The organism is Vibrio sp. B1REV9 (assembly GCF_905175395.2).
Lineage (GTDB): Bacteria > Pseudomonadota > Gammaproteobacteria > Enterobacterales > Vibrionaceae > Vibrio > Vibrio alfacsensis.
This window is the reverse complement of the sequence record NZ_HG992745.1, coordinates 250,304-272,784: the sequence shown is the minus strand read 5'-3', so window position 1 is coordinate 272,784 and position 22,481 is coordinate 250,304. Positions and strand designations below refer to the sequence as shown.

The 22,481-nt window shown below is 42.9% G+C and carries 18 protein-coding genes and 2 pseudogenes; 11 read left to right on the top strand and 9 right to left on the bottom strand.

Annotated elements, in window-relative coordinates; genetic code table 11:
- The first annotated feature begins 2 nt into the window (after nt 1–2).
- From KHN78_RS06695 to pseI, 6 genes are all read left to right on the top strand, one after another.
- Nucleotides 3–1,121 carry a hypothetical protein gene (locus tag KHN78_RS06695; RefSeq protein WP_211915552.1) on the top strand — a complete coding sequence of 373 codons (1,119 nt, stop codon included), beginning with the start codon at nt 3–5 and terminating at the stop codon, nt 1,119–1,121.
- A 111-nt stretch (nt 1,122–1,232) separates the two neighbouring features.
- Nucleotides 1,233–2,246, top strand: coding sequence for a UDP-N-acetylglucosamine 4,6-dehydratase (inverting) (gene pseB, locus KHN78_RS06690; protein WP_211915551.1), 1,014 nt, complete (start codon nt 1,233–1,235; stop codon nt 2,244–2,246).
- Entirely contained in the window at nt 2,243–3,418 is a 1,176-nt protein-coding gene (gene pseC, locus KHN78_RS06685) for a UDP-4-amino-4,6-dideoxy-N-acetyl-beta-L-altrosamine transaminase (protein WP_211915550.1), read from the top strand. Before pseB ends, pseC begins: the two co-directional genes overlap by 4 nt.
- Complete coding sequence (gene pseF, locus KHN78_RS06680; protein WP_211915549.1) at nt 3,418–4,110, top strand: pseudaminic acid cytidylyltransferase; 693 nt, start codon at nt 3,418–3,420, stop codon at nt 4,108–4,110. The genes pseC and pseF overlap by 1 nt, the downstream gene beginning before the upstream one ends.
- Before the next feature lie 15 nt (nt 4,111–4,125).
- Nucleotides 4,126–5,628 carry a UDP-2,4-diacetamido-2,4,6-trideoxy-beta-L-altropyranose hydrolase gene (pseG, locus tag KHN78_RS06675; protein ID WP_211915548.1) on the top strand — a complete coding sequence of 501 codons (1,503 nt, stop codon included), beginning with the start codon at nt 4,126–4,128 and terminating at the stop codon, nt 5,626–5,628.
- 7 nt (nt 5,629–5,635) lie between these two features.
- Nucleotides 5,636–6,691: a pseudaminic acid synthase gene (gene pseI, locus KHN78_RS06670; RefSeq protein ID WP_211915547.1), complete on the top strand. Its 1,056-nt coding sequence runs from the start codon at nt 5,636–5,638 to the stop codon at nt 6,689–6,691.
- Nucleotides 6,692–6,767: 76 nt separating this feature from the next.
- On the opposite strand, the gene KHN78_RS06665 is transcribed toward pseI, so the two are convergent.
- The 9 genes from KHN78_RS06665 to KHN78_RS06625 form a co-directional block, all read right to left on the bottom strand.
- Entirely contained in the window at nt 6,768–7,706 is a 939-nt protein-coding gene (locus KHN78_RS06665) for a glycosyltransferase family 52 (protein WP_211915546.1), read from the bottom strand.
- Nucleotides 7,707–7,710: 4 nt separating this feature from the next.
- On the bottom strand, nt 7,711–8,976 hold the full coding sequence (waaA, locus tag KHN78_RS06660; protein WP_211915545.1) for a lipid IV(A) 3-deoxy-D-manno-octulosonic acid transferase: 1,266 nt from the start codon (nt 8,974–8,976) through the stop codon (nt 7,711–7,713).
- Nucleotides 8,970–10,028, bottom strand: coding sequence for a lipopolysaccharide heptosyltransferase II (gene waaF, locus KHN78_RS06655; RefSeq protein WP_211915544.1), 1,059 nt, complete (start codon nt 10,026–10,028; stop codon nt 8,970–8,972). The genes waaA and waaF overlap by 7 nt, the downstream gene beginning before the upstream one ends.
- Nucleotides 10,025–11,014, bottom strand: a complete 990-nt coding sequence (lpxM, locus tag KHN78_RS06650; protein ID WP_211915543.1) for a lauroyl-Kdo(2)-lipid IV(A) myristoyltransferase — start codon at nt 11,012–11,014, stop codon at nt 10,025–10,027. The genes waaF and lpxM overlap by 4 nt, the downstream gene beginning before the upstream one ends.
- A gap of 110 nt (nt 11,015–11,124) precedes the next feature.
- Complete coding sequence (gene rfaD / locus KHN78_RS06645; protein WP_211915542.1) at nt 11,125–12,066, bottom strand: ADP-glyceromanno-heptose 6-epimerase; 942 nt, start codon at nt 12,064–12,066, stop codon at nt 11,125–11,127.
- Between the two features lie 480 nt (nt 12,067–12,546).
- The gene (locus KHN78_RS06640; protein WP_211915541.1) at nt 12,547–14,760 is read right to left on the bottom strand and encodes a YjbH domain-containing protein; all 2,214 of its coding nucleotides are present in this window, start codon (nt 14,758–14,760) and stop codon (nt 12,547–12,549) included.
- A 2-nt stretch (nt 14,761–14,762) separates the two neighbouring features.
- The gene (locus tag KHN78_RS06635; protein ID WP_211915540.1) at nt 14,763–15,527 is read right to left on the bottom strand and encodes a capsule biosynthesis GfcC family protein; all 765 of its coding nucleotides are present in this window, start codon (nt 15,525–15,527) and stop codon (nt 14,763–14,765) included.
- Nucleotides 15,528–15,531: 4 nt separating this feature from the next.
- Nucleotides 15,532–16,176, bottom strand: a complete 645-nt coding sequence (locus tag KHN78_RS06630; protein WP_211915539.1) for a YjbF family lipoprotein — start codon at nt 16,174–16,176, stop codon at nt 15,532–15,534.
- A gap of 152 nt (nt 16,177–16,328) precedes the next feature.
- Entirely contained in the window at nt 16,329–16,553 is a 225-nt protein-coding gene (locus KHN78_RS06625; RefSeq protein ID WP_211915538.1) for a hypothetical protein, read from the bottom strand.
- A gap of 760 nt (nt 16,554–17,313) precedes the next feature.
- Here KHN78_RS06625 and KHN78_RS06620 point away from each other — a divergent pair.
- The 5 genes and pseudogenes from KHN78_RS06620 (at nt 17,314) to KHN78_RS06605 (ending at nt 22,403) form a co-directional block, all read left to right on the top strand.
- Nucleotides 17,314–17,844 (top strand): outer membrane beta-barrel protein, encoded by a 531-nt coding sequence (locus KHN78_RS06620; protein ID WP_211915537.1) that lies wholly within the window; start codon nt 17,314–17,316, stop codon nt 17,842–17,844.
- A gap of 60 nt (nt 17,845–17,904) precedes the next feature.
- Nucleotides 17,905–19,348: pseudogene (locus tag KHN78_RS22130) on the top strand (SLBB domain-containing protein); the annotation flags it as partial.
- A 107-nt stretch (nt 19,349–19,455) separates the two neighbouring features.
- Nucleotides 19,456–20,553 (top strand): annotated as a pseudogene (locus tag KHN78_RS22125) (SLBB domain-containing protein); the annotation flags it as partial.
- Between the two features lie 410 nt (nt 20,554–20,963).
- Complete coding sequence (locus KHN78_RS06610) at nt 20,964–21,347, top strand: four helix bundle protein (RefSeq protein ID WP_211915535.1); 384 nt, start codon at nt 20,964–20,966, stop codon at nt 21,345–21,347.
- A gap of 75 nt (nt 21,348–21,422) precedes the next feature.
- Complete coding sequence (locus KHN78_RS06605; protein WP_211915534.1) at nt 21,423–22,403, top strand: Wzz/FepE/Etk N-terminal domain-containing protein; 981 nt, start codon at nt 21,423–21,425, stop codon at nt 22,401–22,403.
- Nucleotides 22,404–22,481 lie beyond the last annotated feature (78 nt).

Genomic DNA, 22,481 nt, shown 5'->3' with positions numbered 1-22,481 from the left:
TTATGTTATCTCATGATATTAAACATGTATTTTTGGTATCTAGTGCAGAAGTTTTTTCACCACTATATTTGGATGCATTACTATATAAGGCGAATATTCTACCGGAGTCAATATGCGTTGTATATTTTCAGAGTAACGCTAGCTTTGTTAAAGAGCCCAAGAGAATTGGTCATATTAATTATGTAAATTTTTCCGAAGTTGATCGTTCAATATTCATTAATGCTAAAACGATAACCTATTTCTCATTGAGTCCACTCAATTCTTCGCATGTAAAGGAAGTATTGGAAATTGATTCTAATATTAAAAATAAGTGTTATATGTTCATTACGGATGATGAAGTTGAACGTTGGTTAAAATGTATTGATAAATATGGATGCATCAAACCAGACGCGAAACTTTTGATTAGTGATAACGACGTATGGGTATTGGGCCGACAACAATATTTTATCGCTCTAGATACTACGTTTCGAAACAAGTTGAAAAGAGTCTTAGAACGATCAGATATTAAGATTGTTGATGCTGGTGTTATATTTGACACCTTACCAACACTTTGTTCGGAAAAATTAGAAAGTGCTATTAATTTAGAGTCAATTCATAAAGTAAAAAGAATAATGTTAGGTTCTAAGCCCAACGCTTTTAATTATAAGGAAATAAAATCTTTTCTTAGTGAATTTGTCTCGAGAGGAATTCACAAACAATACAAATTTATTGTTATGTGGCCGAGTCAACAGTGGCGAAAACGCGTTATTTTGGAACTCTACTTATTTTATTTACGAAAATTTAAGAAAGAGGTTGTTGACCTCTCTGTAATTACTTCGCTTTCTCCTTTGTCATATACAACTTTAGTTATGTCTAATACTCACTTAGTTCTTCAACCTCGTGGTGGTGCAAGTACGGCCAGACAATTCATGAAGTGGGGGCAAGGCGTGGTTTGTGTTGCCAGTGACAGCCATAATGATCAATTTTTTTGTGAGTCTCAGTCTGTCGATCTGATTCGCTACAGAACTTATAGTCAACTTATTGACCAATTAGAAAGAGACGTTGATATAGTAAGTAATGCTAATAAAATTAAAGCAGAAGAAAAGAGATCGTTGGATATGTTGATTGAACTTTATAGCTAAACAAGTTTAAAGCATCATTTAAAGAAAAGTGCTAAAGTAGATACAATTAAATCTAGGAAAATCAAGGTCTTTAGACTTTCTTAGATTCTATATTCAGAAAAAGAGCATATTATGTTGAATTATAAATCAATTTTAATCACTGGCGGCACCGGTTCGTTTGGTAAACAGTTCATCAAAACCATTCTGGAACGTTACCAGGATGTTAAAAAAATCATTATTTTTTCACGAGATGAGTTAAAGCAATTCGAACTCAAGCAACAGTATCCAGCCAAAGACTTCCCTCAATTGCGCTTCTTCATCGGCGATGTTCGCGATCAGCAACGAATGATCCAAGCTTGTGAGGGGGTTGATGTAATTATTCATGCCGCAGCTATCAAACAAGTTGATACAGCAGAATACAACCCAACAGAGTGTATCCGCACAAACATCACCGGTGCGGAGAACGTCATTAACGCAGCTCTACAATGTGGCGTGAAAGATGTGGTTGCTCTATCTACTGATAAAGCTTGTGCCCCTATTAACCTTTACGGTGCCACAAAGTTAGCGTCAGATAAGCTATTTACAGCCGCAAACAATATTAAAGGCTCTAAAGACATCCGTTTCAGTGTTGTTCGTTACGGCAATGTAATGGGCTCCCGAGGTTCTGTTATTCCATTTTTCTTGAATAAGCGAACTGAGGGTGTATTGCCTATTACTCATGACGAGATGACGCGTTTCAATATCTCACTGCAAGATGGCGTAAACATGGTGATGTACGCACTAGAAAACCATTTAGGCGGTGAAATCTTTGTACCAAAAATTCCATCGTACAAAATTTTGGATATTGCAGAAGCGGTTGCTCCTGAATGTGAAACTAAAGTTGTTGGTATCCGCCCTGGTGAAAAGTTGCACGAAGAAATGATCACGGATACTGACTCATTGAACACTATTGACTTAGGTAAATACTACGCAATTCTGCCATCTGTATCGTTCACTTACACAGAGCAAGAATATCTAGAACACCACAAAGCTGAAAAAGTACCGTTTGGTTTCAAATACAACTCAGGTACGAACACAGAGTGGGAAACAGTAGAAAGTTTACGTGCTCTAGTGAAAGAGCATGTCGATCCAAACTTTACAGTGTGAGAACAGCAGTGATTCCTTACGGTAAGCAAGACATTAATCAGCAAGATATTGATAGCGTTGTTGATGTATTGAATTCAGACTTTCTGACTCAGGGGCCTCAAGTCCCTGCGTTTGAACAAGCACTTATTGATCATACCGGTGCTCAATATGCACTAGCAGTTAATAGTGCGACATCAGCGTTGCACATTGCCTGCCTTGCACTTGGTTTAGGAGAGGGAGACTGGCTCTGGACCTCTCCGATTACTTTTGTTGCATCAGCAAACTGTGGTTTGTACTGCGGTGCTCAGGTCGATTTTGTTGATATTGACCCTGACACTTATAACATGTGCCCACAACGCCTAGAAGAAAAGCTCATCAAAGCGAAAGCTGAAGATAAACTTCCTAAAGTCGTTGTACCGGTACACCTGTGTGGCCAACCGTGTGATATGTCGGCGATTGCTAAACTGGCAAAAGAGTATGGCTTCAAAGTAATTGAAGATGCTTCCCATGCTATTGGCGGTAAATATCTGGGCTTACCGATAGGGAATTGTGAATACTCTGACATCACGGTATTTAGCTTCCATCCTGTCAAAATTGTAACCACAGCGGAAGGTGGTGCGGTAATGACTAACCAAAAAGCCTTATCTGACAAGATGGCTTTGCTTCGCAGCCATGGTATCACCCGAGACCCTGAGCAAATGGAAGGCGAGAGCCACGGTGGTTGGTACTACCAACAGATTGATTTGGGTTTTAACTACCGCATGACAGAGCTTCAAGCGGCATTGGGTGTTTCTCAGATGAAGCGTTTAGACGACTTTATTGCAGCACGTCATCACCTTGCTGATCGCTACAATGAGTTATTGAAGTCCCTACCAGTGGTATTGCCATATCAATTGGAGAATACTTACTCTGGTCTTCACCTTTATGTGATCCGTTTACAGTTAGAACAAATCTCTTTGACACACAAAGAGGTGTTTGACGCCTTGAGATATAGGGGGATTGGCGTGAACTTGCACTACATCCCTGTCCACACTCAACCGTATTATGAAAAAATGGGTTTCAGTGTGGGGGATTTCCCTGAGTCAGAGCGCTATTACAGTGAAGCGATTTCTCTTCCTATGTTCCATTGCATGACGGAAGCACAGCAAGATACGGTTGTTCAGGTACTTACTGAAATTTTGCAGGGGCGCTAATGAAAGTCGCGATTATTCCAGCTCGAGGTGGTAGTAAGCGCATACCGAGAAAAAATATCAAAGCGTTTCATGGTAAGCCTATGATTGCTTATTCTATTGAAGCAGCCATCGCCTCTGGCTGCTTCGATAAAGTGATCGTTTCAACAGATGATGAAGAAATTGCAGCTGTGGCTAGGGCTCATGGTGCTGAAGTACCGTTTCTACGCCCGGCAGAGATTTCTGATGATTACGCGACAACAATGGATGTCATGGCTCACGCTATCCATTGGTGTCAAAATGATGGTTGGGACGTAGAAGCGGTTTGCTGTTTATATGCAACGGCACCGTTTGTATTACCAGAGGACTTACAGCGAGGTTATGCTCTTTTACGAGACACTGGCGCACAATTTGTCTTTAGTGCAACCTCATTTCCATTCCCAATTCAGCGTGCTATTAAACTCGACGAGTTCGGCTCGGTTTCGATGTTTTCGCCTGAAAATGAACAAGTAAGATCGCAAGATCTAGAAGAAGCTTATCATGATGCTGGTCAGTTTTATTGGGGGAAAACCAGTGCATTTTTAGCAAGGCTTTCTATGTTCTCCCCTCACAGCAAAGCCGTGCTTTTACCTCGTAACCGAGTTCAAGATATTGATACTCCTGAAGATTGGGAGTTGGCAGAAGCCTTGTTTTCTGTACTAAAGCTAGCTAAGTAACAAATAGGTTGAGCCATGAAAGTTGTTTTCCGAGTTGACGCCTCTTTATTGATCGGAAGCGGTCATGTGATGCGTTGTCTCGTCCTTGCTGATGAGTTAGGCCAAAAAGGGTATGATATTGAGTTTGCCTGCTCCCCGCTTGATGGGGACATGCGGGCGTTTATTCGTGAGCGAGGATTTAATGTTATCACCCTTGCTAAGCCTCAACGTATCATCGCACCACAGCATGACGCTGATTATGAGGCTTGGCTTCAAAAGAGTGTCACAGAAGATGCACAAGACTTCTTAGCAGCGGTCAAGGCGGCAGATCTTGTTGTTACGGACCATTACGCTATTGGCGCTGAATGGCAAGAAAAAATTGTTGCAGTACTAGATTGTTGCTTACTTGCTATCGATGATTTAGGACGATGCCATAGAGCTGATTTAGTTCTAGATCAAACTTTAGGGCGAAGTGAAGTTGATTACGCTTCGTCCAATACCGAGGCTCTCGTTGGCAGTGAGTATGCGCTGTTGCGAATGGATTTTTCTAATAAGCGAGAAGCCGCTCTTTCTAGACAACTATCTGATGCGCCCCTTAAAGTGCTTGTCTCTATGGGGGGGATTGATGCACCAAATGCGACACTGAAAGTTTTAGAGAGTCTTTGTTGTCATATTAATGCCGACTTTACCGTTTTGTTGTCCCCTAGAGCGCCTCATTTTCAGCAGGTGAATGCATGGTGTTTAACGCAACCCAATGTTCGACATCAAGAATTTGTTTCTGATATGGCGAGTGTAATGCTAGAGCATGATATTGCGATCGGAGCACCAGGAACTACAAGTTGGGAAAGGGCTTGTCTTGGATTGCCAAATATTATTGTCCCTCTTGCCGAAAACCAACAACTTATTTGTGAGCAGCTCGTAAAGCATAATGCGGCTATCCATGTTGATATCAAAGATATTCCATCGACGTTGCATGGTGCTTTTCTGAAAGTGATCGAGGAATGGTCTCAATTTAGAGAGGCTAACCTTGCTCTTTGTGATGGACGAGGAGTTCGTCGAGTTATTTTTGAAATAGAGCAATTAATTAGCAAAAAGCGCGATGGTGTGTCTTTGCAATATGCATCTCAAGACGATATCGCACTTATCTACGAGTGGCAAAGTCACCCAGAGACCAGAAAATATGCACTGAGCCCAACTATTCCTACTTGGGATGAACATCAGGCTTGGATGCTGAGAAAGCTAAAGTCGACTTCTGATTACTTTTATATGGTCGTTGATCGAACAGATAGAAGTAAAGTTGCTGCTGTACGTTTAGATAGAGTAAAAGCAGGGCATTACCTTGTTTCTATATTTGTTGATCCTAAAAGTTATGGGAAGGGAATTGCACTTCAAGCGCTAAATGCAATTGATGCGATTCACCCTGATGTCACGTTGCATGCAACGGTATTGAAAGCAAATGTTGCATCTCAACGATTATTCAAAAAAGCTTGTTATCAACAAGTTGATCAAGAAACTTATATCCGACAACCATTTGATTGAGGCAAAAATGAAGCCATATATAACCATTGACGGCCGCAAAATCGGACCGGATCACCCTCCATATATTATTGCAGAGCTTTCCGCGAATCATAATGGTGATATCAACCGTGCTTTCCAAATTATGGAAGAAGCGAAAAAAGCGGGTGCGGATGCGATTAAATTACAAACTTATACCCATGAAACCATCACAATAGATTGTGACTCGGAAGAGTTTCAAATTCATGGGGGTCTATGGGATGGCCAGACTTTGTATGAATTGTACAAGGGTGCTCATATGCCATGGGAGTGGCACAAGCCATTGTTTGAAAAGGCGAAAGAGCTTGGTATTACTATCTTCAGTTCTCCATTTGATTTTACGGCTGTTGAACTTTTGGAAGAGCTTGACGCTCCAGCTTACAAAATCGCATCTTTTGAAGTGATTGATCTACCGCTTATTAAACGTGTTGCTCAGACCGGTAAGCCAATGATTATCTCAACGGGTATGGCCAATGAAGAAGAAATCGCTGAGGCAATTAAAACAGCGAAAGATAATGGCTGTCAGGAATTAGTCGTTCTTCATTGTGTCAGTGGCTACCCTGCTCCTGCAGAGCAATACAATCTAAGAACGATAGCCGATATTGCAGAGCGTTTTGATGTATTGTCTGGTCTATCGGATCATACAATTGATAACGCAACAGCAGTCGCATCAGTGGCAATTGGCGCTTGTTTAATCGAAAAACATGTCACAATGGATCGTAACGGGGGCGGCGCTGATGATAGCTTTTCTCTTGAACCGCAAGAGTTAAAAGCATTGTGCCAAGATGCAAAAACAGCGTGGCAGGCTCTTGGGCATGTTAGCTATGAACGGAGCGAAGCCGAAAAAGGCAATGTGAAATTTCGCCGCTCTTTATACATAGTGAAAGATATTCAAGCTGGTGAACGAGTCACGGAAGAGCATGTCCGCAGTATTCGTCCAGGTTTTGGTTTAGCACCAAAATATTTGGATGATGTGATTGGTATGAGTGCCAAAATAAACCTCTCAAAGGGTATGGCATTGTCGTGGGATATGTTGAAAAACGAATAATCCTTAAGGGTATGAATAATATAAACAAGTTGGAATATGAGGTTAATCCAACTTGTTTAATAGTACTTCGGTAGTTTTAGAAGTTGTAATTACCTAATTTCCAATCATATAAATCTTTATGCAGATCTGATAATAGAATATGAATATCTATATTACTATTAACTTCTTTTAGATTAAAAAGAGAAGTGGAGTTAAGAGTGAATAAACTTATATTTTCTCCATTAGGGCATATCATAGCTTCTGCAGGTATATACTTGTCAATAATATCACACTCAAAATATAAAGAGTAATCCGTGTAATCACGAGGGTGAGGTTTGATCATGTTTATCTTATATTTTTCTATAATCTCTCGATATACTTGAACCTTTTCAATCTCAGAAACAATGGCTGCCTCACTAATTGGCTGTGTGAACAAAATATTCTTATTGTTCAATTCTAATGTAAATTGTTCAAAAACTAGCGCTAAACCGTATGATCTAGTATAGGCAAGAAAATCAGGTATTGTGAATGGTACTACTTTATTACATAATAGAGGGTCGGCTTGTTCGGGTTTTGATAAATAGACGTGCTGTATTTTCTTGTCATAACCAAGAGGAGATATAACACGGCCTTTTATTGCGCGCTTAAATCTTTTAAGTATAGGTATTTGGCCATTATAGTTACCTATGCCATCCTCAAGTATAGAGCCATTTTTAAAGTCGAAAAGAAAAGCATAAGTGATATGGTCATGTCCGAAGAAAGTCTTGCCTTGGATAAACTCAGTAACGTCATACTTTAATAGGCCAAGTTTATATAGCAAAGAATCCCAATTGCCATTGAGTTTAGTGTTAACAATAATGACATTATCCAACTGACTGTTTTTAAGAAGTGCTTCAAAGTCGACGTGGCTGACAAAAACGGTATTTTTGCTACCTTTATTAATATAGAGGTAAAGAAATAGAGCAAAGATAGAGTTTACATAACATACGTTACTATAATCAGAGCGTATTCTTTTATACGTGATAATTTTTTTCATTTATTTATTCTAAAATAAGAGTTGCGAGTCTATTTGCAATGTTCGTGTAGTTGGATAAAAATTTGGACTTCTGAAATTTTTCTGTGTCGCTTGGTACTTCTGAAATAAAATGTTGAGATAGTTTATTAGTGATATCTTTAATGTTATCGCCCACTTCACACAGTGAATGCGCTACGAGTAAGTCGACAATCTCTTTGAAATTGTAATAACTTGGCCCAGTGATTACCGGCACACCAAGCGCTGCAGGCTCCAACACATTATGCCCACCAATTTTGTCTCCAGCTAGACTTCCACCCATAAAACAAACATCCGTGGCACCAATAAGAGTGAGCATTTCTCCCATTGTGTCCCCAAGGTAAACTTGAGTCGATTCCGTTACTTCGGTTTGGCTTGTTCTCCGAACGGTGTTGAACCCTTGCTTTTGGCAAAGTTCAAATACGTTGTCGAAACGTTCAGGATGGCGAGGAACAAGCACCAATAGTGCATCAGGGTGTGACACTAGAACTTGTCTATGCGCTTCAAGAACTTGCTCATCTTCGCCCTTGTGAGTGCTGGCAGCAATCCAAACAGGGCGGTCGTGGCCAAGCTCAGTACGAAGTGCTTTAGCTTTTTCTCTTACGTCCTGTGAGATCTGAATATCAAATTTAATCGAACCTGTAACTTCTAGTCTTTCTTTGCTAATACCTAAATGCTCAAAACGTTCGGCATCTGATTCGGTCTGACAAAGTACTTTATCTAGACAAGGGATGAATAGGTTAAACAGGGGCTGAACTTTGGCGTAGTTCTTACATGATTTTTCAGAAAGGCGAGCATTTACCACGCTGATTGGAATATCTGCTTTATGGACTTCGTTTAACGTATTTGGCCAAAGCTCAGTTTCAATGATTAACATTTGCTTTGGTTGGCTCGCCTTTAAAAAGCCTTTAACTGCAAAAGCGAAGTCAATCGGCATATAGCGATGTTCAATCAAGTCGCCTAATTTGGCAATTTGCTCTGCGCCAGTACTTGTCGTCGTCGTGACGAGGATCGGTTGCTCTGGTCTTTTCTCTTTCAAAGCTTTGATCAGAGGTATTGCCGCAATACTCTCACCGACTGATACCGCGTGTATCCAAATTGGTCGTTCAGTCGATTCTAACTTCGGCGTAAAGCCAAAGTGCTCTTTCCAGCGTTTGCCAAATTTAGGCTTGTTTGGTTTGCTTTTGTACAAGCCAAACAACAAAATTGGTGAGGCAAGTGCTAACAGTAATGTATAGATAATACGAATTAACATGGGCTTACGGTAATCGCTTCAAGTTTTTGGATACTGTTAAGAACTTGCTTTGGCGATAACTCCGTCAAACACTTTAAGTGTTTAAACTGACACTCGCGTTTAAAGCATGGACGGCAGTCAATGTCGGTATGAACAATTTCGACTTTTTCTGCCAGTGGCGGGGTGTATTTCGGTGATGTTGAACCATATACAGCCACAACGTTACATCCAACAGCCGCGGCTACATGCATTAGGCCTGAGTCATTAGCCACTACAGTTTGGCATGCGGCTAGAAGATCGACCGCTTCAATCAGGCTTGTTTGCCCAGCCAAAACATGAATTTGGTGCAGGTATTCTTGTGGGACAAGCATTTTGATGTTGTTGCAGGTCTCGAGATCTTTTTGTGATCCGAATAACCAGATTTGATGCCCAGATTTTGCCATTTGAGTCGCGACTTCTGCATAGTGCACTTCCGGCCATTTCTTGGCTGGACCAAACTCTGCTCCTGGACACAAACCAACAACAGGGGCGTTTTGGTCTAGATTAAATTTGTCGATAGTGGCGTGTTGTTCTTTTTTATCAATAAACAGACTTGGGCGAGGTAGGGTCTTTAGACCGCCTAAAGAAGAGGAATCGATCATCTCGGCTTCGGCGTACGCAAGTGCCACATAACGTTCAACCATGAACTGGAACGATTTCATGTTTGGACGCAAGTCATTGAGCAGACCGTAACGCATTTCACCTTTCCAACCAGTGCGAAGTGGGATATCAGCAAACCAAGGAATCAGCGCTGACTTTGCAGACTTCGGCAGGATGTAGGCGTGGTCGTACTGTTTTTCTTGTAATGATTTACCAATTTCTCGACGACCCAATAAGTTGAACTCACCATGACCAATAGGCATTTCAATGGCTTGGTGGATCTCTGGCATGCGCTCAAGAATTGGTTTACACCAACCTGGTGCAATTACATCAATTTGGCTTTCTGGATGAAGTTGCTTTAACACGATGTACAGTGATTGTGACATCACCATATCCCCCACCCAAGATGGGCCGATAATTAAGATTTTTTTCATTTATCTACTTGCCAGTCAGTAGTGTATCTCTGTTTAAAGAGATGGTAATAGTTATTGCGATCTTCTTGAGAGTGCAGCAGTTGTAATACCCACATGTATTGTTCAGGTTTACTTTCTACAAAATACTCAATGGCTTGATTGCAGGTACGTGCATCTTGTTCTTCACCTTGGTCTAGCTCAAATGCAGGTAGGATCTCAATATCAAATGACCCATCTTCGGTATTCATGGAAGCGAACATAGGTAACACTTTCGCACGTGATAACTTAGCTATTTTACCTAAACCCGGCAACGTTGCTTTTCTTGTCGCGAAAAAGTCGACAAACACACTGTGCTCCGGGCCGTGATCTTGATCCGGTAGGTAGTAACCGATGTAGCCATCGCGAATCGATTTTAAGAAAGGCTTAATGCCACCGGAGCGCTCATAGACTCGACCACCATATTGCACGCGTTGTCTGTGCATCAACCAGTCCGCTACTTCATTTTTCTGTTTTTTTGCCATTGCAGAGACGGGCATACCCATCGAAGCCAGCAAAATTGCAGGAATGTCGATTGCCCAAGAGTGGGGCACCATTAGGATGACGTTTTCATTGTTGTCGATGTGTTGTTGCAAAATATCAAGGCCACGGATCTGACAACGTTGCTGTAACCACTTTGGTGAACGTAAGCTGAGTAAACTAAAGCGGAAAAAGAATAGGGCTGCTGTATAAAGGGTTTTCTCAATAAGGGCTTCACGTTCTGCGAAAGTCTTTTCAGGAAAGCATAATTCAAAGTTCACACGAGCACGATGAGCAGGCCCTTTGTGGGATTTCGCCAGCTTTTTTGCGATGGTTTTTGCAAGCCATTGTTGAGCTCTTAAAGGCAATATCGCAAGCGGTAAAGAAAGCACTACACCTAACCATGTTCCCCAATATTTTGGCGCAAGAAAGTGACGCTCAAACTCAGGGTTATAAGCTTTAGGATCGAAATCATCACGTTGTTCAGTCATGAAATTTAAGCACCTATGGTTTGGATAGAGGCAAAAGAAGATGTTAGGAATGATACTAGTAATTGTATCAGAGTAAAGGCGGTAGATTTCTCTACCGCCTTTGAAAGGCATTAGCGGTTTTGAATGGCTAGGTATTCCGCCACACCCTCGGCAACGGTTTTAAATACCACATCACAGCCAGCAGCACGAAGCTTAGTCAGGTCTGCTTGAGTAAACTCTTGATATGCGCCTTTTAGGTGGTCAGGGAAAGGAATGGTTTGGATTTCACCTTTACCGTGGTGAGTGATCACCGCTTTCGCCACTTCTTCAAATGATTCTGCATTACCAGTACCACAGTTAAAGATGCCTGATACGCCATTTTCTAGGAACCATAAGTTAACTTTACTTACGTCACCCACGTACACAAAGTCACGCTTGAATGATTCACTGCCAGCGAACAATTTTGGATTCTCGCCCGCATTGATCTGATTGTTTAAGTGGAATGCAACTGATGCCATGCTGCCTTTGTGATCTTCACGTGGGCCGTAGACGTTAAAGTAACGGAAACCGGTAATTTGCGACAGCTTCTCGCCGTGCTCTTCGGCATCTTGCCATAGGCGACGTACATAGTTATCAAATTGCTGCTTTGAGTAACCGTACACATTTAGTGCACCCTCGTACTCGCGCTCTTCGATAAAGGTATCTGTCTCGCCGTAAGTCGCAGCAGATGAAGCGTATAGGAACGGAATTTCACGATCTAAACAGTAGTGAAGTAGCTCTTTAGAGTACTCATAGTTGTTTAGCATCATGTATTTGCCATCCCACTCGGTTGTTGCAGAGCAAGCACCTTCGTGGAAAACCGCTTCGATAGGTCCGAAATCATCACCAGCCATGATTTGGGTAAGGAAGTCGTCACGATCCATGTAATCAGTGATATCAAGATCAACTAAGTTTTTAAACTTCTTGCCATTTTTTAGGTTGTCGACAACCAGAATATCGTTAATACCTGCTTCATTCAGCGCTTTAACAATGTTGCTGCCGATCATGCCAGCACCACCAGTTACGATGATCATAAGACTTCCACCATAGATTAAAATTTTCTCAGGAATTTTAGCAAGAAACAGAAAATAGCGCTATGGATGGGGATAAAACAAGTTTATAGGTTTAAAGATAGGTTCTAGAGAAAAGCAAGGTCCTAGGTTCTAGGGCCTAAGCTTTTGGATTACGGCTTACACGCAATCGTTGTTTTTGAGTGGTAAGGAAATACTCGTTATTCTGAACAGTGAGGAACGAACGTGATTCAGAATCTACTGTAAGATAGTGATTCCACTAAGGTGATAAATTGAAATGAATCAGTCCGCTGGTAATAGATCCCTAGTCTCGCTAAAGCTTGCTGAAATGGCGCAATTGGTGAGTATGTATTTTTCCGTAAGCGAGGCGCTCCGTATTCACTATTCCTAACACTTTCTCAAAAACTAATGAAATCCACAAACTTCCAGCGCGTGCCACCTAGGACCTAGGCGCTAAAACCTAGGCCCTAGTTTCTTTATCCTCTAATACCAAACGTTGCGTGCGTTAGTCACATCAAACAGTTGGTATTTACGGTTCAGAGTTTGGCCGCCGTCACGTGTAATTGGTTGCCAAGCAACAGTACCGCGACTTGTGCTTGGTTTTACTGTCATCACATCAAACGGAATTGATACATAGAAGCCTTTGTTGTAGCTGCCTTCACCGTATTCTTCCGTCGTTAGGTCTGTCATTGTAGCAAACGCGCCCACAATCATGCCTGATTTGAATTGCTTAGAAAATTCAACACGAACGCCGTTATCACCACCTAGGAATTTACCCGCACTCACTTTAAACAGCGTATCTTCTAGCCAAGACCACTGTGGCATGTAGTAACCAGCAAGCTGCCCTGTTGTACCTTTATCTAAGACGTATGCTTGGCAGTGAACTTGTCCAGGTTTACAGTTTGAGGCATTGTAGCCATCGTAATAGAAGTACGGCTCATTAAATGTACCAAACCAGCTATCAGGATCTCGCTGAGAGATAAGGTTTGCGTCTAAACCAATCGCCCAGTTTGCGTTGAGTGGACGATAGAGAACCTCGCCACCCACACCTGCGAACATGCTTTCCAAGTAACCACCGTAAGCTTGGGTGTAAATGTTGTTTGCTGGCTGCTCGAACCAGGTTAATTGCAAACGGTTTAAGCGCACTGGATTATCATGTACATAAGCGCGGAAGAGCGTGCGCACACGAGGGACAGCAAAGTTAGAAATGTGTGGGTTTTGTTCAACATAGTTAAACTTGTCGTAGTTATCGACAAGGTTAAAGTAAATCGAACCACTTATTTCTAAATTGTCAGTCAACCAAGCATTCGCATCGGTATTAAACCCAAGATTAAATAAGTAAAAATCTTCTGGCCCACCAATTGATTGCGCGAGTACTGGAGAGATGCCTGCATTCCAACGGTGTTTGTTGGTTGCGAGGTGCATTGTGCTCTCTTCTGGTTCAGGATTGCTGACTTTAGTTGCATCATTTAAGTGTGCACCAATGTAATCGTTATTCACCACTTTTTTGTATTGGCTAGCATCAATATCGGTACTAGTTAACTCAATACCATTGCGGTTTTCAACGATGCGGTAAGTCGTTACATCTTCAGATGTATTATTCGCAAGAATACGAGCCGCACGATCCAGTGCTTCTTCGCGGTTGCGATACTTCACTTGCTCACCAGTTACCACAACGACACCATCAATTTGCTCAATAGTGCTTTGTTTATAACCCGCATTGGAGCGCAGTTCTTTTGCAACTTGCTCCCAATCGGTATTTTCACTCGACGGGCGCGCCATTACCGTTTGTTTTGGCTCATCACGCCAAATGGCTTTCATATCGTTAAAGTTGGTGTAGAGGTTAAAGCCAAAGGTTAGTGTATCACCACGTTGATAACTCAGTTTTGCATCACCCCAATCGCCAAGTTGATACAACACGCCTACGTTCCACGGTGTGTGCTGAGGCATTGGTTTTCCGCCGCGAGTGTACGGGAAATCCCCTGTATAATCGTTAGCATCGTATTCGAGTTTTAAGCGAAGTGGTTGATACGGCGTTTGGTATTCAATACCACCATAAATCGAGGCTGGGCCTTTAAACCAACGCTCAAAATCAACACTGCCGCCTTTGCCTTTATAAGCACCATCACGATCGCAGAATTTATCGCTGGCTTTACAGAATGGGTTGGTGATGTTGCCACTTTGGCCGATGTAGCCCCAACCAATACCCATAGTGAAGTCTACCGGACCAAAGCGTTTGGTTGCGGCAATAAATTCACCATCGAATAGGCCTGTACCGCCAAAGTCTCGAACACCAATGGACGTTTCAGGCAGCCAGTAGCTTTCTTCCAATAGACGGATCTTAAAATCGATGCCTTTATCGGTGTATATGTTGTCACCGCTATAATCTGGGTTTGAGTTGTACAGCATATCCGGTACGCGGGTGTAACGGATGGTTGTCTCTAACCAAGGCATTAATTGCAAAGAGGTGTAGTAGTGATGGTAATCATCATTGATGTTAACCCCAATATTGAACTCCCCCTCAGGAGCCATGCGACCAGATGGCATTTGCATGAGGCCAACACCGCCAAAATCGGTTTGCGAGGCGCGAAGCGTGACCGGTTCAAGTTTAGAAGCGAAACCCACCTGACTAAAAGGAAGTAAAGCGATACCAAAGAGCGCCGTACTGATATGAGATTTAGAAATATTGCGGCTCATTGTTAGCGTTTCACCATAGTTAGAAGAGAGATAATGTCTTGCTCTAAATCAGCAAGCTCACTGCTGCTTGAATCAAACCCAACAAAAATAATACTGCCAGGAATGACATGACTATGTTGGTTGTTCCAATATGCGATGCCGACTTTAGATGTCGTTCCGTTTGGCGCAATGACCCAAGCAAAACTTTGGCTTGCCTGATGAATGAGTTTGCCTTGCTCTAAATAGTTAGCAACATCATAAAAAGAAGAGAATGTCACAGGTTTTGGAGCCGCTAAGCCCGCCAAATAAACCACACTTGGGCGCTCACTGAGCGAAAGCTCATAGTCACCAGGCATTTTCGGGTTGCGTGATAAGTCCAATCGTACTTTGTCGATATCAAGTGAGGTAACGATTCGGTAAGCATATTGATAGGATTGAATTTGCTGTAATAACTGTTCTGCTGCAGTTGAGTAGTCATCATCTGCTGCAAGTTTTTTTAGACGCAGAACCACACTGTTGTAGAGTTCATCTGTAATCTCTTGCTTGTTGGTATCAAAAAGGCGATACCCCTCATCAAACGTGTTGGTTTGCTTTTGAATTGCAGTTTGTTTGAGAGCATCGCTCAGGACTTGATCTAAACGAACCGCCTCTTGATATTGAAGCTGTGCGTTGTGTTCAAGCAGTGTGACGTTGGTGGTCTCAGTTGCCCAAGCATGGGTGGAAGCACAAAGAAAAGAGAGAGTTAATGTCAGCAGTTGTTTTGCACGCATAGTCGATAAAAGAAGCATCAGGTTACTCCGTGTAAGGCTTTAAGATACTGAATTCAATGCGAGTCATCTTTGGTCCAATGTATTGAACGCTTTTTAATACGTTATTATCGGCATCGATCCAATAGCTGTTTTTTATGCTGTTATTCAATGCGGCAAAATTAACGCTTTCTTCCCAAACAGTGAGTTCTTTTGTCCAAATAGGTGTTTGGATGGTTTCTTTCCCTTGCAGGGCATACTCACTCTCTGCATTGAAACCGTAGTTGCTTGCGGGCCAATCGTATCGACTGCGTGAATGGTCCGTTTCTTGCCATGCACCATCTAAACTGGCTCGTTCTGCTAAATTGTATTCAGGAAGATTAAGTGTTTTAACGATACGGCCCTGTTCGGTCACGATCATGGCTTTATCTGAGGATACCCATTTAAGTTGAGTCTGATTATTTTCAGGGTTTACATCAGCAAATGCGAGCACCATAAAAATTTGTTGGCCGTCATTAATACGAAAATACGCACTAGCATAAGGTAATTGTTCAATTTGTTCCGTTGTCATATTGACGTCATCAAAGCCAAAAATGGCTTCTTTAAGCGTGTCGTTAACGGTTTCAAACCTTTGAGAGCATCCAGACAATAAAATAGTCATAGCGACTGCCGGAATCATTCCTAGTTTCATTCAAAAACCTTATTTGAGTGAGCAAATCGAAAAAATGATGGTTAGGTTAGCAGGAATTTACGTGTAAAAACAGATTGGGGGGAGAGAGGCATTATTTTGAAAAAGAATAAAATTAGGGCCTTACCGAGAAAGGTAAAGCCCTTGATTCAAACTTAGTTTGTACCAGTAGAACCAGTAGAACCAGTTGTACCGTCGTTGCTGTCGCTTGCTGCAACTGCTACCACTGTTACTGCTGCTGCTGCGCCAACTGCTACTGCTGTTGTTGTTGCAGAGCCTGCTGCTGCGCCTGATGCTGCAGTTGTGCTGCCAGCTTCAGTTGCTGCAAATGCAGTAGATGCGCTTAGTGCCATAAGAATAGCTAGAGCTGTATTCTTCATTATTAATCCTTGTATTTCTAATTTTAAAACATCGATGTTTGATGCATTTTAGGTGCATCACGTAACATTTTAGTTAAAAAACAACCAGCATGTAAATAGTTTCGTATGAAAAAGAGAGGAAGAAACTGCTGGTCCTAGGGGAGAAGAGATAGGTCCTAGGTAAAAAGCAGGTCCTAGGATCCTAGGTTCTAGGGCTCAATGTTTTGGATTACGGATTACGCACAAACGTTTTATGCAGTGTAAAAATACTTTCTCAGGAACTAATGAAATCCACAAACTTCCAGCACACGCCACCTAGGATCTAGGCCCTAAAACCTAGGCCCTTTATTCAAGTATTCCGTAAGCGAAGCGTTCCGTATTCGGTATTCAACAACATACGTAAATAGTCATTGAGGTACACTAAAGTCCCAACAAACTCCCCTAGGACCTAGGTCCCTAATCCTTTTTTCTTCCGCCTAAAAACTGCGCGTTTTACCGCACATTCACACAATTCCAATCAGCCGCCTCTTGCCGTTTGACGCCAATCCATGCATAATTTGCCAAATTTTTTGACTTTATTCGCTCCGTTTTTTGAAGCGAGTCATCAAATTTAGGCTTAATAAAACATATTCATAATAAACCGACTTATCGGTGACCAGCGAACAGTGGCTAACGCGTAATGCCGCCGGGCGGTAGCGTGGGAACGCACAAGAAAGTTAACAAATAATCACTGAACGCGTCTTCTCTATTATAGTTCAGTCGATACCCAAGGGATAATTTCGTGATCAACAAACGACCATGGCTAGGGGCGTTGAGTGCGATAAGCGTAGGCTTGTGCTCATTTTCTGCTTCAGCAAACTTCTATTCCGGCGCATTGGTTAGTTACTCTAACGCCGAATATCACCACACCTCATCTCAAAACACCCAGTCTACAGTAAGTGAAGGCAATCCATTTTTATTGCAAGCACAAGCTGGTTACTTCTTCAATGATTACCTCGCTTTAGAAGCGCGCTACGGCACCTCTGTCCAACGTGATAGTGGTCTTGCTGTCGACAGTCTAGCTAGCGGCTTTGTTAAGCTAAACATGCCAGTAGCTGAGCGTATCGCGTTATATGGATTGGCGGGTTACTCTAGCGTTCAGATCGATAAACAAGGTGTTGGCTCACTCAAAGAGCAAGGCTTTAGCTTTGGCTTGGGTATGCACTATGCGCTTGATAAGCACAATGCCGTTGTGTTTGAGTTTATTGACAGTGCCTCTGAAGACCAAGTTCGTTTAAACGCGCTTACCATCGGTTTTCAACACCGCTTCTAACATCGAGATCGAGCGCAATCGCGACGATTTTTCACTTCACTCTTTTTATAGCGAATGACCATGCTTAAAGGAACTTTTTCCATTGCCGCTTTTGCATTGGCAAGTATGTTTGCGCCATTCTCGTATGCGCAAACTCCAACCCCCGCTCAGATCCAAATGTTTAAGAGCTTACCGGCTGACCAGCAACAAGCATTGGCAAGTCAGTACGGAGTATCTTTACCATCTGGCGCTTCTCAACCAAGCAGTTATGAAAACCCACAAGTAGTGGATGCTCGCCCAGCAACGAACGAAACAGAAGAAAGCACCAGAGGCCCAGAGGACGATGCACAAGCTAAAACAGGCTTGAAACGTTTTGGTTTGGACCTGTTTGCGGGCTCGCCAAGTACATTTGCTCCGATCAGTGATGTACCTGTTCCTGCGGATTACACGGTAGGTCCAGGGGATGAGATCGTTATTCAGCTATTTGGTAAAGAGAATACCACTAACCGTTTACGAGTAAGTCGTGAGGGCGTGATAAACTTCCCATCACTTGGTCCAGTTCAAGTGGCGGGTATGACGTTCTCAGAAGTGCGTGATTCTTTAAACCAACGCGTGAGAGAACAAATGATTGGCGTGCGCAGTGATATCTCACTGGGTGAAATGCGCACTATGCAAATCTTTGTGATGGGTGATGCTTACAAGCCAGGTGCTTACACGGTGAGTGCGTTAACCACTATCTCTCAAGCGATCTATTACAGCGGCGGTTTTAGCGAAAGTGGTGCACTGCGTAATGTACAGCTAAAGCGAAATGGCCAAGTGATCCGCAAGTTAGACATGTATGACTTACTGCTGCGTGGCGATGCCCGTAATGATGTTCGTCTATTACCGGGTGATGTGGTGTTCATTGGCGCGGTCGGTAATACCATTTCGATTGATGGTGAAGTGAACCGCCCTGCGATTTATGAAATCAAATCAGGCGAGACCTACAAGCAAGCATTTCAGCTAGCGGGTGGCTTTACCGCCAATGCTTACCGCGATCAAATTGAAGTAAAACGTTACGCAGCAAAAGGCGGACGTGATTTAGTGACACTTAACTTCACTCAATCTCATGACCAACAAATTAAAGTCAAAGATGGTGATACAGTGAGCGTACCAACGAAGAGTGAAGAGTTAACGCGCTTTGTTCAAGTTGAGGGTGATGTTCGTCATTCAGGCTTTTTAGAGTGGAAACCAGGCTTACGCATTGCGGATCTATTCCAATCTGTTGATACCGCGTTTAAATCGACTGCAGATGTCAATTACGCGGTTGTGGTACGTGAGGTCAACGCTCAGCGTGATATTGAAGTTTTCCAACTTAACTTGGCGAAAGCGATTTTAGCACCAAACAGTGAAGACAACTTGCAACTGCATTCTCGTGACCGAGTGTTGGTGTTTAACCGCTTAAGTAATAAAGGCATCGACTCTTTATTAGAAGTGGATGAAAAAGCCAAGAGCTTTGAGCAAGCACAGCAACAAGCACAAGAGCAAATTCAACAAGAAGAGCAAGACCTCAGCGCAGCAACCAGCACGGTAACCGGCAAAGAAGTCCGTATGATGTGGCAAGGTGAAGAGGTGACTCCTGAACAAATCCAAGACCTCAAGCAGAACACACGTTCTTCATTACTGGCACCAGTACTGCTTAAACTTCAACAGCAATCTCGTTTAGGCTTAGCACCACAAATTGCTGAAGTCACAGGTGAGGTGAAATACCCTGGCCGTTACCCAATTACGCCGCGTATGAAAGTGTCTGATTTGTTAGAGGCTGCGGGGGGGTTAACTTACGGTGCATTTACGATTAACGCAGAACTTGCACGCTCGGTGATTAATAACATTGATGAGCGTGCGTCTATTGATATCGAGCGTATTGATCTTCGCAAAGCGATTCAAGGTGATGTGAATAACGATGTGATCATTGTTGGCCGTGACAGATTGAACGTATTGCAAAAGCCGAACGTGAAGCTACAAAGCACAGTCATGCTGCAAGGTGAAGTTCGCTTCCCTGGTTCGTACACGGTTCGCCAAGGCGAGACAATGAGTGAGTTACTAGAACGTGCTGGTGGCTTAACCGAATTTGCTCACCCAATGGGCGCAATCTTTACTCGTGAAGCGCTGCGCTTGCAAGAGCAAAAACTGCTAAACCAATACGCCGCAGATATGCGAGCAGAAACGGCGAAGAAGACATTCCGCGCAGACAGCAATCTTGGTTCTGTCATCTCTGATCCGGATAAAACGTTAGCCTTTGTTGAGGAGGCAAGCCGCAGCAAAGCCCTTGGCCGTATGGTGGTGCAACTTAACCGTATCTTGAAGCATGATCGCTCGGCAGACTTTATGCTGGAAGACGGTGACTTCCTGTTTGTACCAACGTTCCGCAATACAGTATCCGTCATGGGTGAGGTACAAGTACCGATCACTTACTTACTTGATAACAAGTTAGATGTGGACGATTACCTAAACAAAGCGGGCGGCGCGAAGAAGCAAGCCGATGAAGATCGCATCTTTGTTGTGCGCGCAGATGGCTCGGTTTACAAACCAACCTCTGGCTACTGGTTCGGCAACAATAACCAAGAACTCCAAGCTGGCGACACAATCGTTGTTCCAATCGACACCGATTACCGCGATGCGCTAAGTACCTGGACAGCCGCAACACAGATCCTATACCAAACTGGTGTAGCGATTAACGCGTTGAAATAACGGGAAAGAAAGGCCCTAGGAAAACACAGGTCCTAGGGCCTAGAATTTTTGGAATATAGATTACGGAACGCTTCGCTTATGGAATACAGGCTCTTGCACGTTTTTCCAGCGAGCAAAGCGAGACTAGGAATCTACTTGCAGCGAGTACTTAGTTAAGTAGGAATACAGAATACTTCGCTTACTGAATACGGGCTCTTGTCTGTTATTCCAGCGAGTCGAAGCGAGACTAGGAATCTACTTACTGCGGGTACTCAGTTAAGTAGGAATACCGAGTGCTTCGCTGACAGATTACAGAAATGTAGATTTGGAATATCGAAATCATAAAATTCCGTATTCCGTATTCCGTATTCCGTATTCCGTATTCCGTATTCCGTATTCCGTATTCTGCAACCTTTAGATAAGGATATCTGTTGAGGTTTAAGCAACTTAGAGTATGGCAACAAGCTTGCCGACTGTCTTGTGATATATACAAGATGATGGAAACATGCCGAGACTTTGGTTTTAAAGATCAAATCACCCGTTCTGGATTATCAATCCCATCGAATATTGCTGAGGGAGAAGAACGGGAATCAATTAAAGACCAAATTCGGTTTTTAAATATTGCAAAGTCGTCAACGGCAGAGTTCATTACTCAAGTCTATATCGGCATTGAAATTGGATACATCGAGAAAGCGTCCGGTTTGGGTCTCATTCAAGAGGCTGAATCCATCGCAGCGACTCTTGGACGGTTGATTAAAACAAAGAGAAACCGTTTAAATGAAGATGCTGCAGAGTACGATGTCCGTAATCCGTAATCCGTAATCCGTAATCCGTAATCCGTAATTATTTTTTCGATCCTAGAACCTAGGATCCTAGGACCTTATACACCAATGGAACCACAAAAAGAACACCCACAACATTACCTACCGTACCCACCACACAGCCAACAACCTGCGGATGACGAAATCGACTTGCGCGAACTGTTCGTTGCATTGTGGAAAGGTAAGTGGATCATCATAGCAACCACATTTGTCTTCGCCGTTGGTGCGGCACTTTACGCACTAAGCCTACCAAATATCTACAAATCGGATGCGTTGCTTGCTCCTGCAGAAAGCTCGGGTGGTGGTGGCCTTTCAAAAATGGCAGGGCAACTGGGCGGACTAGCGGCTCTAGCTGGTGTGAACTTGGGGGCAGGTGAATCCTCTCAAACCGATTTAGCTGTTCAAGTAATGAAGTCTCGCCAGTTTGTTGAAGCATTCATCAACAAACATGATTTACTTGTGCCATTAATGGCAGCTAAAGATTGGGATTTAGCGAACAATAAGCTGATTCTGGATGAAGAGCTTTATAACCCAACTACAGGTGAGTGGTTGCGTGAGGCAAAAGGCCTACGTGGTGCAACACCAACGGCACAAGAAGCGTTTGAAGTGTTCAGTAAAGAGGTCTTGAGCGTTAGCCAAGACAAAGAAAGCGGCTTGTATACGGTCTCAGTTAAAAACTACTCACCATATATAGCGCAGCAATGGGTTAATTGGTTAATTGAAGACATCAATAAAGTAATGCGTGAACGCACGATTGCGGAAACCTCACAAAACCTAGCTTACCTAAATACCCAGTTACAAAAAACAGCCGTGGCTGACATGCAGAGCACGTTTTATAAACTGATTGAAGAGCAAACCAAGAGCCTGATGCTAGCTGAAGTACAAGAAGAGTTCATCTTTAAAGTCGTTGATCCGGCAGTGGTCCCTGAGCTGAAAGATGGGCCGAAACGCGCACTGATTTGTGTGTTAGGTACATTGCTTGGTGGCATGTTGGGTGTGGCGATTGTTCTAGTACGCTTTGCGTTTCGAAAAGAAGATACAGAGGGCTGAGAACCTAGGACCTAGGCTTTGCATTACCTATTGGGGCTAGTTTGGCAAGATGTTTGAAATCAAACAATTACAACGAGA

Bases quoted from the DNA above. Each gene is read 5' to 3' on its own strand.
- KHN78_RS06635 (WP_211915540.1), bottom strand. From the start codon at position 15,527: ATGCTTCTTTTATCGACTATGCGTGCAAAACAACTGCTGACATTAACT.
- KHN78_RS06640 (WP_211915541.1), bottom strand. From the start codon at position 14,760: ATGAGCCGCAATATTTCTAAATCTCATATCAGTACGGCGCTCTTTGGT.
- waaF (WP_211915544.1), bottom strand. From the start codon at position 10,028: ATGAAAAAAATCTTAATTATCGGCCCATCTTGGGTGGGGGATATGGTG.
- KHN78_RS06665 (WP_211915546.1), bottom strand. From the start codon at position 7,706: ATGAAAAAAATTATCACGTATAAAAGAATACGCTCTGATTATAGTAAC.
- pseB (WP_211915551.1), top strand. From the start codon at position 1,233: ATGTTGAATTATAAATCAATTTTAATCACTGGCGGCACCGGTTCGTTT.
- pseF (WP_211915549.1), top strand. From the start codon at position 3,418: ATGAAAGTCGCGATTATTCCAGCTCGAGGTGGTAGTAAGCGCATACCG.
- KHN78_RS06630 (WP_211915539.1), bottom strand. From the start codon at position 16,176: ATGAAACTAGGAATGATTCCGGCAGTCGCTATGACTATTTTATTGTCT.
- lpxM (WP_211915543.1), bottom strand. From the start codon at position 11,014: ATGACTGAACAACGTGATGATTTCGATCCTAAAGCTTATAACCCTGAG.
- KHN78_RS06625 (WP_211915538.1), bottom strand. From the start codon at position 16,553: ATGAAGAATACAGCTCTAGCTATTCTTATGGCACTAAGCGCATCTACT.
- waaA (WP_211915545.1), bottom strand. From the start codon at position 8,976: ATGTTAATTCGTATTATCTATACATTACTGTTAGCACTTGCCTCACCA.
- KHN78_RS06695 (WP_211915552.1), top strand. From the start codon at position 3: ATGTTATCTCATGATATTAAACATGTATTTTTGGTATCTAGTGCAGAA.
- pseG (WP_211915548.1), top strand. From the start codon at position 4,126: ATGAAAGTTGTTTTCCGAGTTGACGCCTCTTTATTGATCGGAAGCGGT.
- pseI (WP_211915547.1), top strand. From the start codon at position 5,636: ATGAAGCCATATATAACCATTGACGGCCGCAAAATCGGACCGGATCAC.
- KHN78_RS06605 (WP_211915534.1), top strand. From the start codon at position 21,423: ATGGAACCACAAAAAGAACACCCACAACATTACCTACCGTACCCACCA.
- rfaD (WP_211915542.1), bottom strand. From the start codon at position 12,066: ATGATCATCGTAACTGGTGGTGCTGGCATGATCGGCAGCAACATTGTT.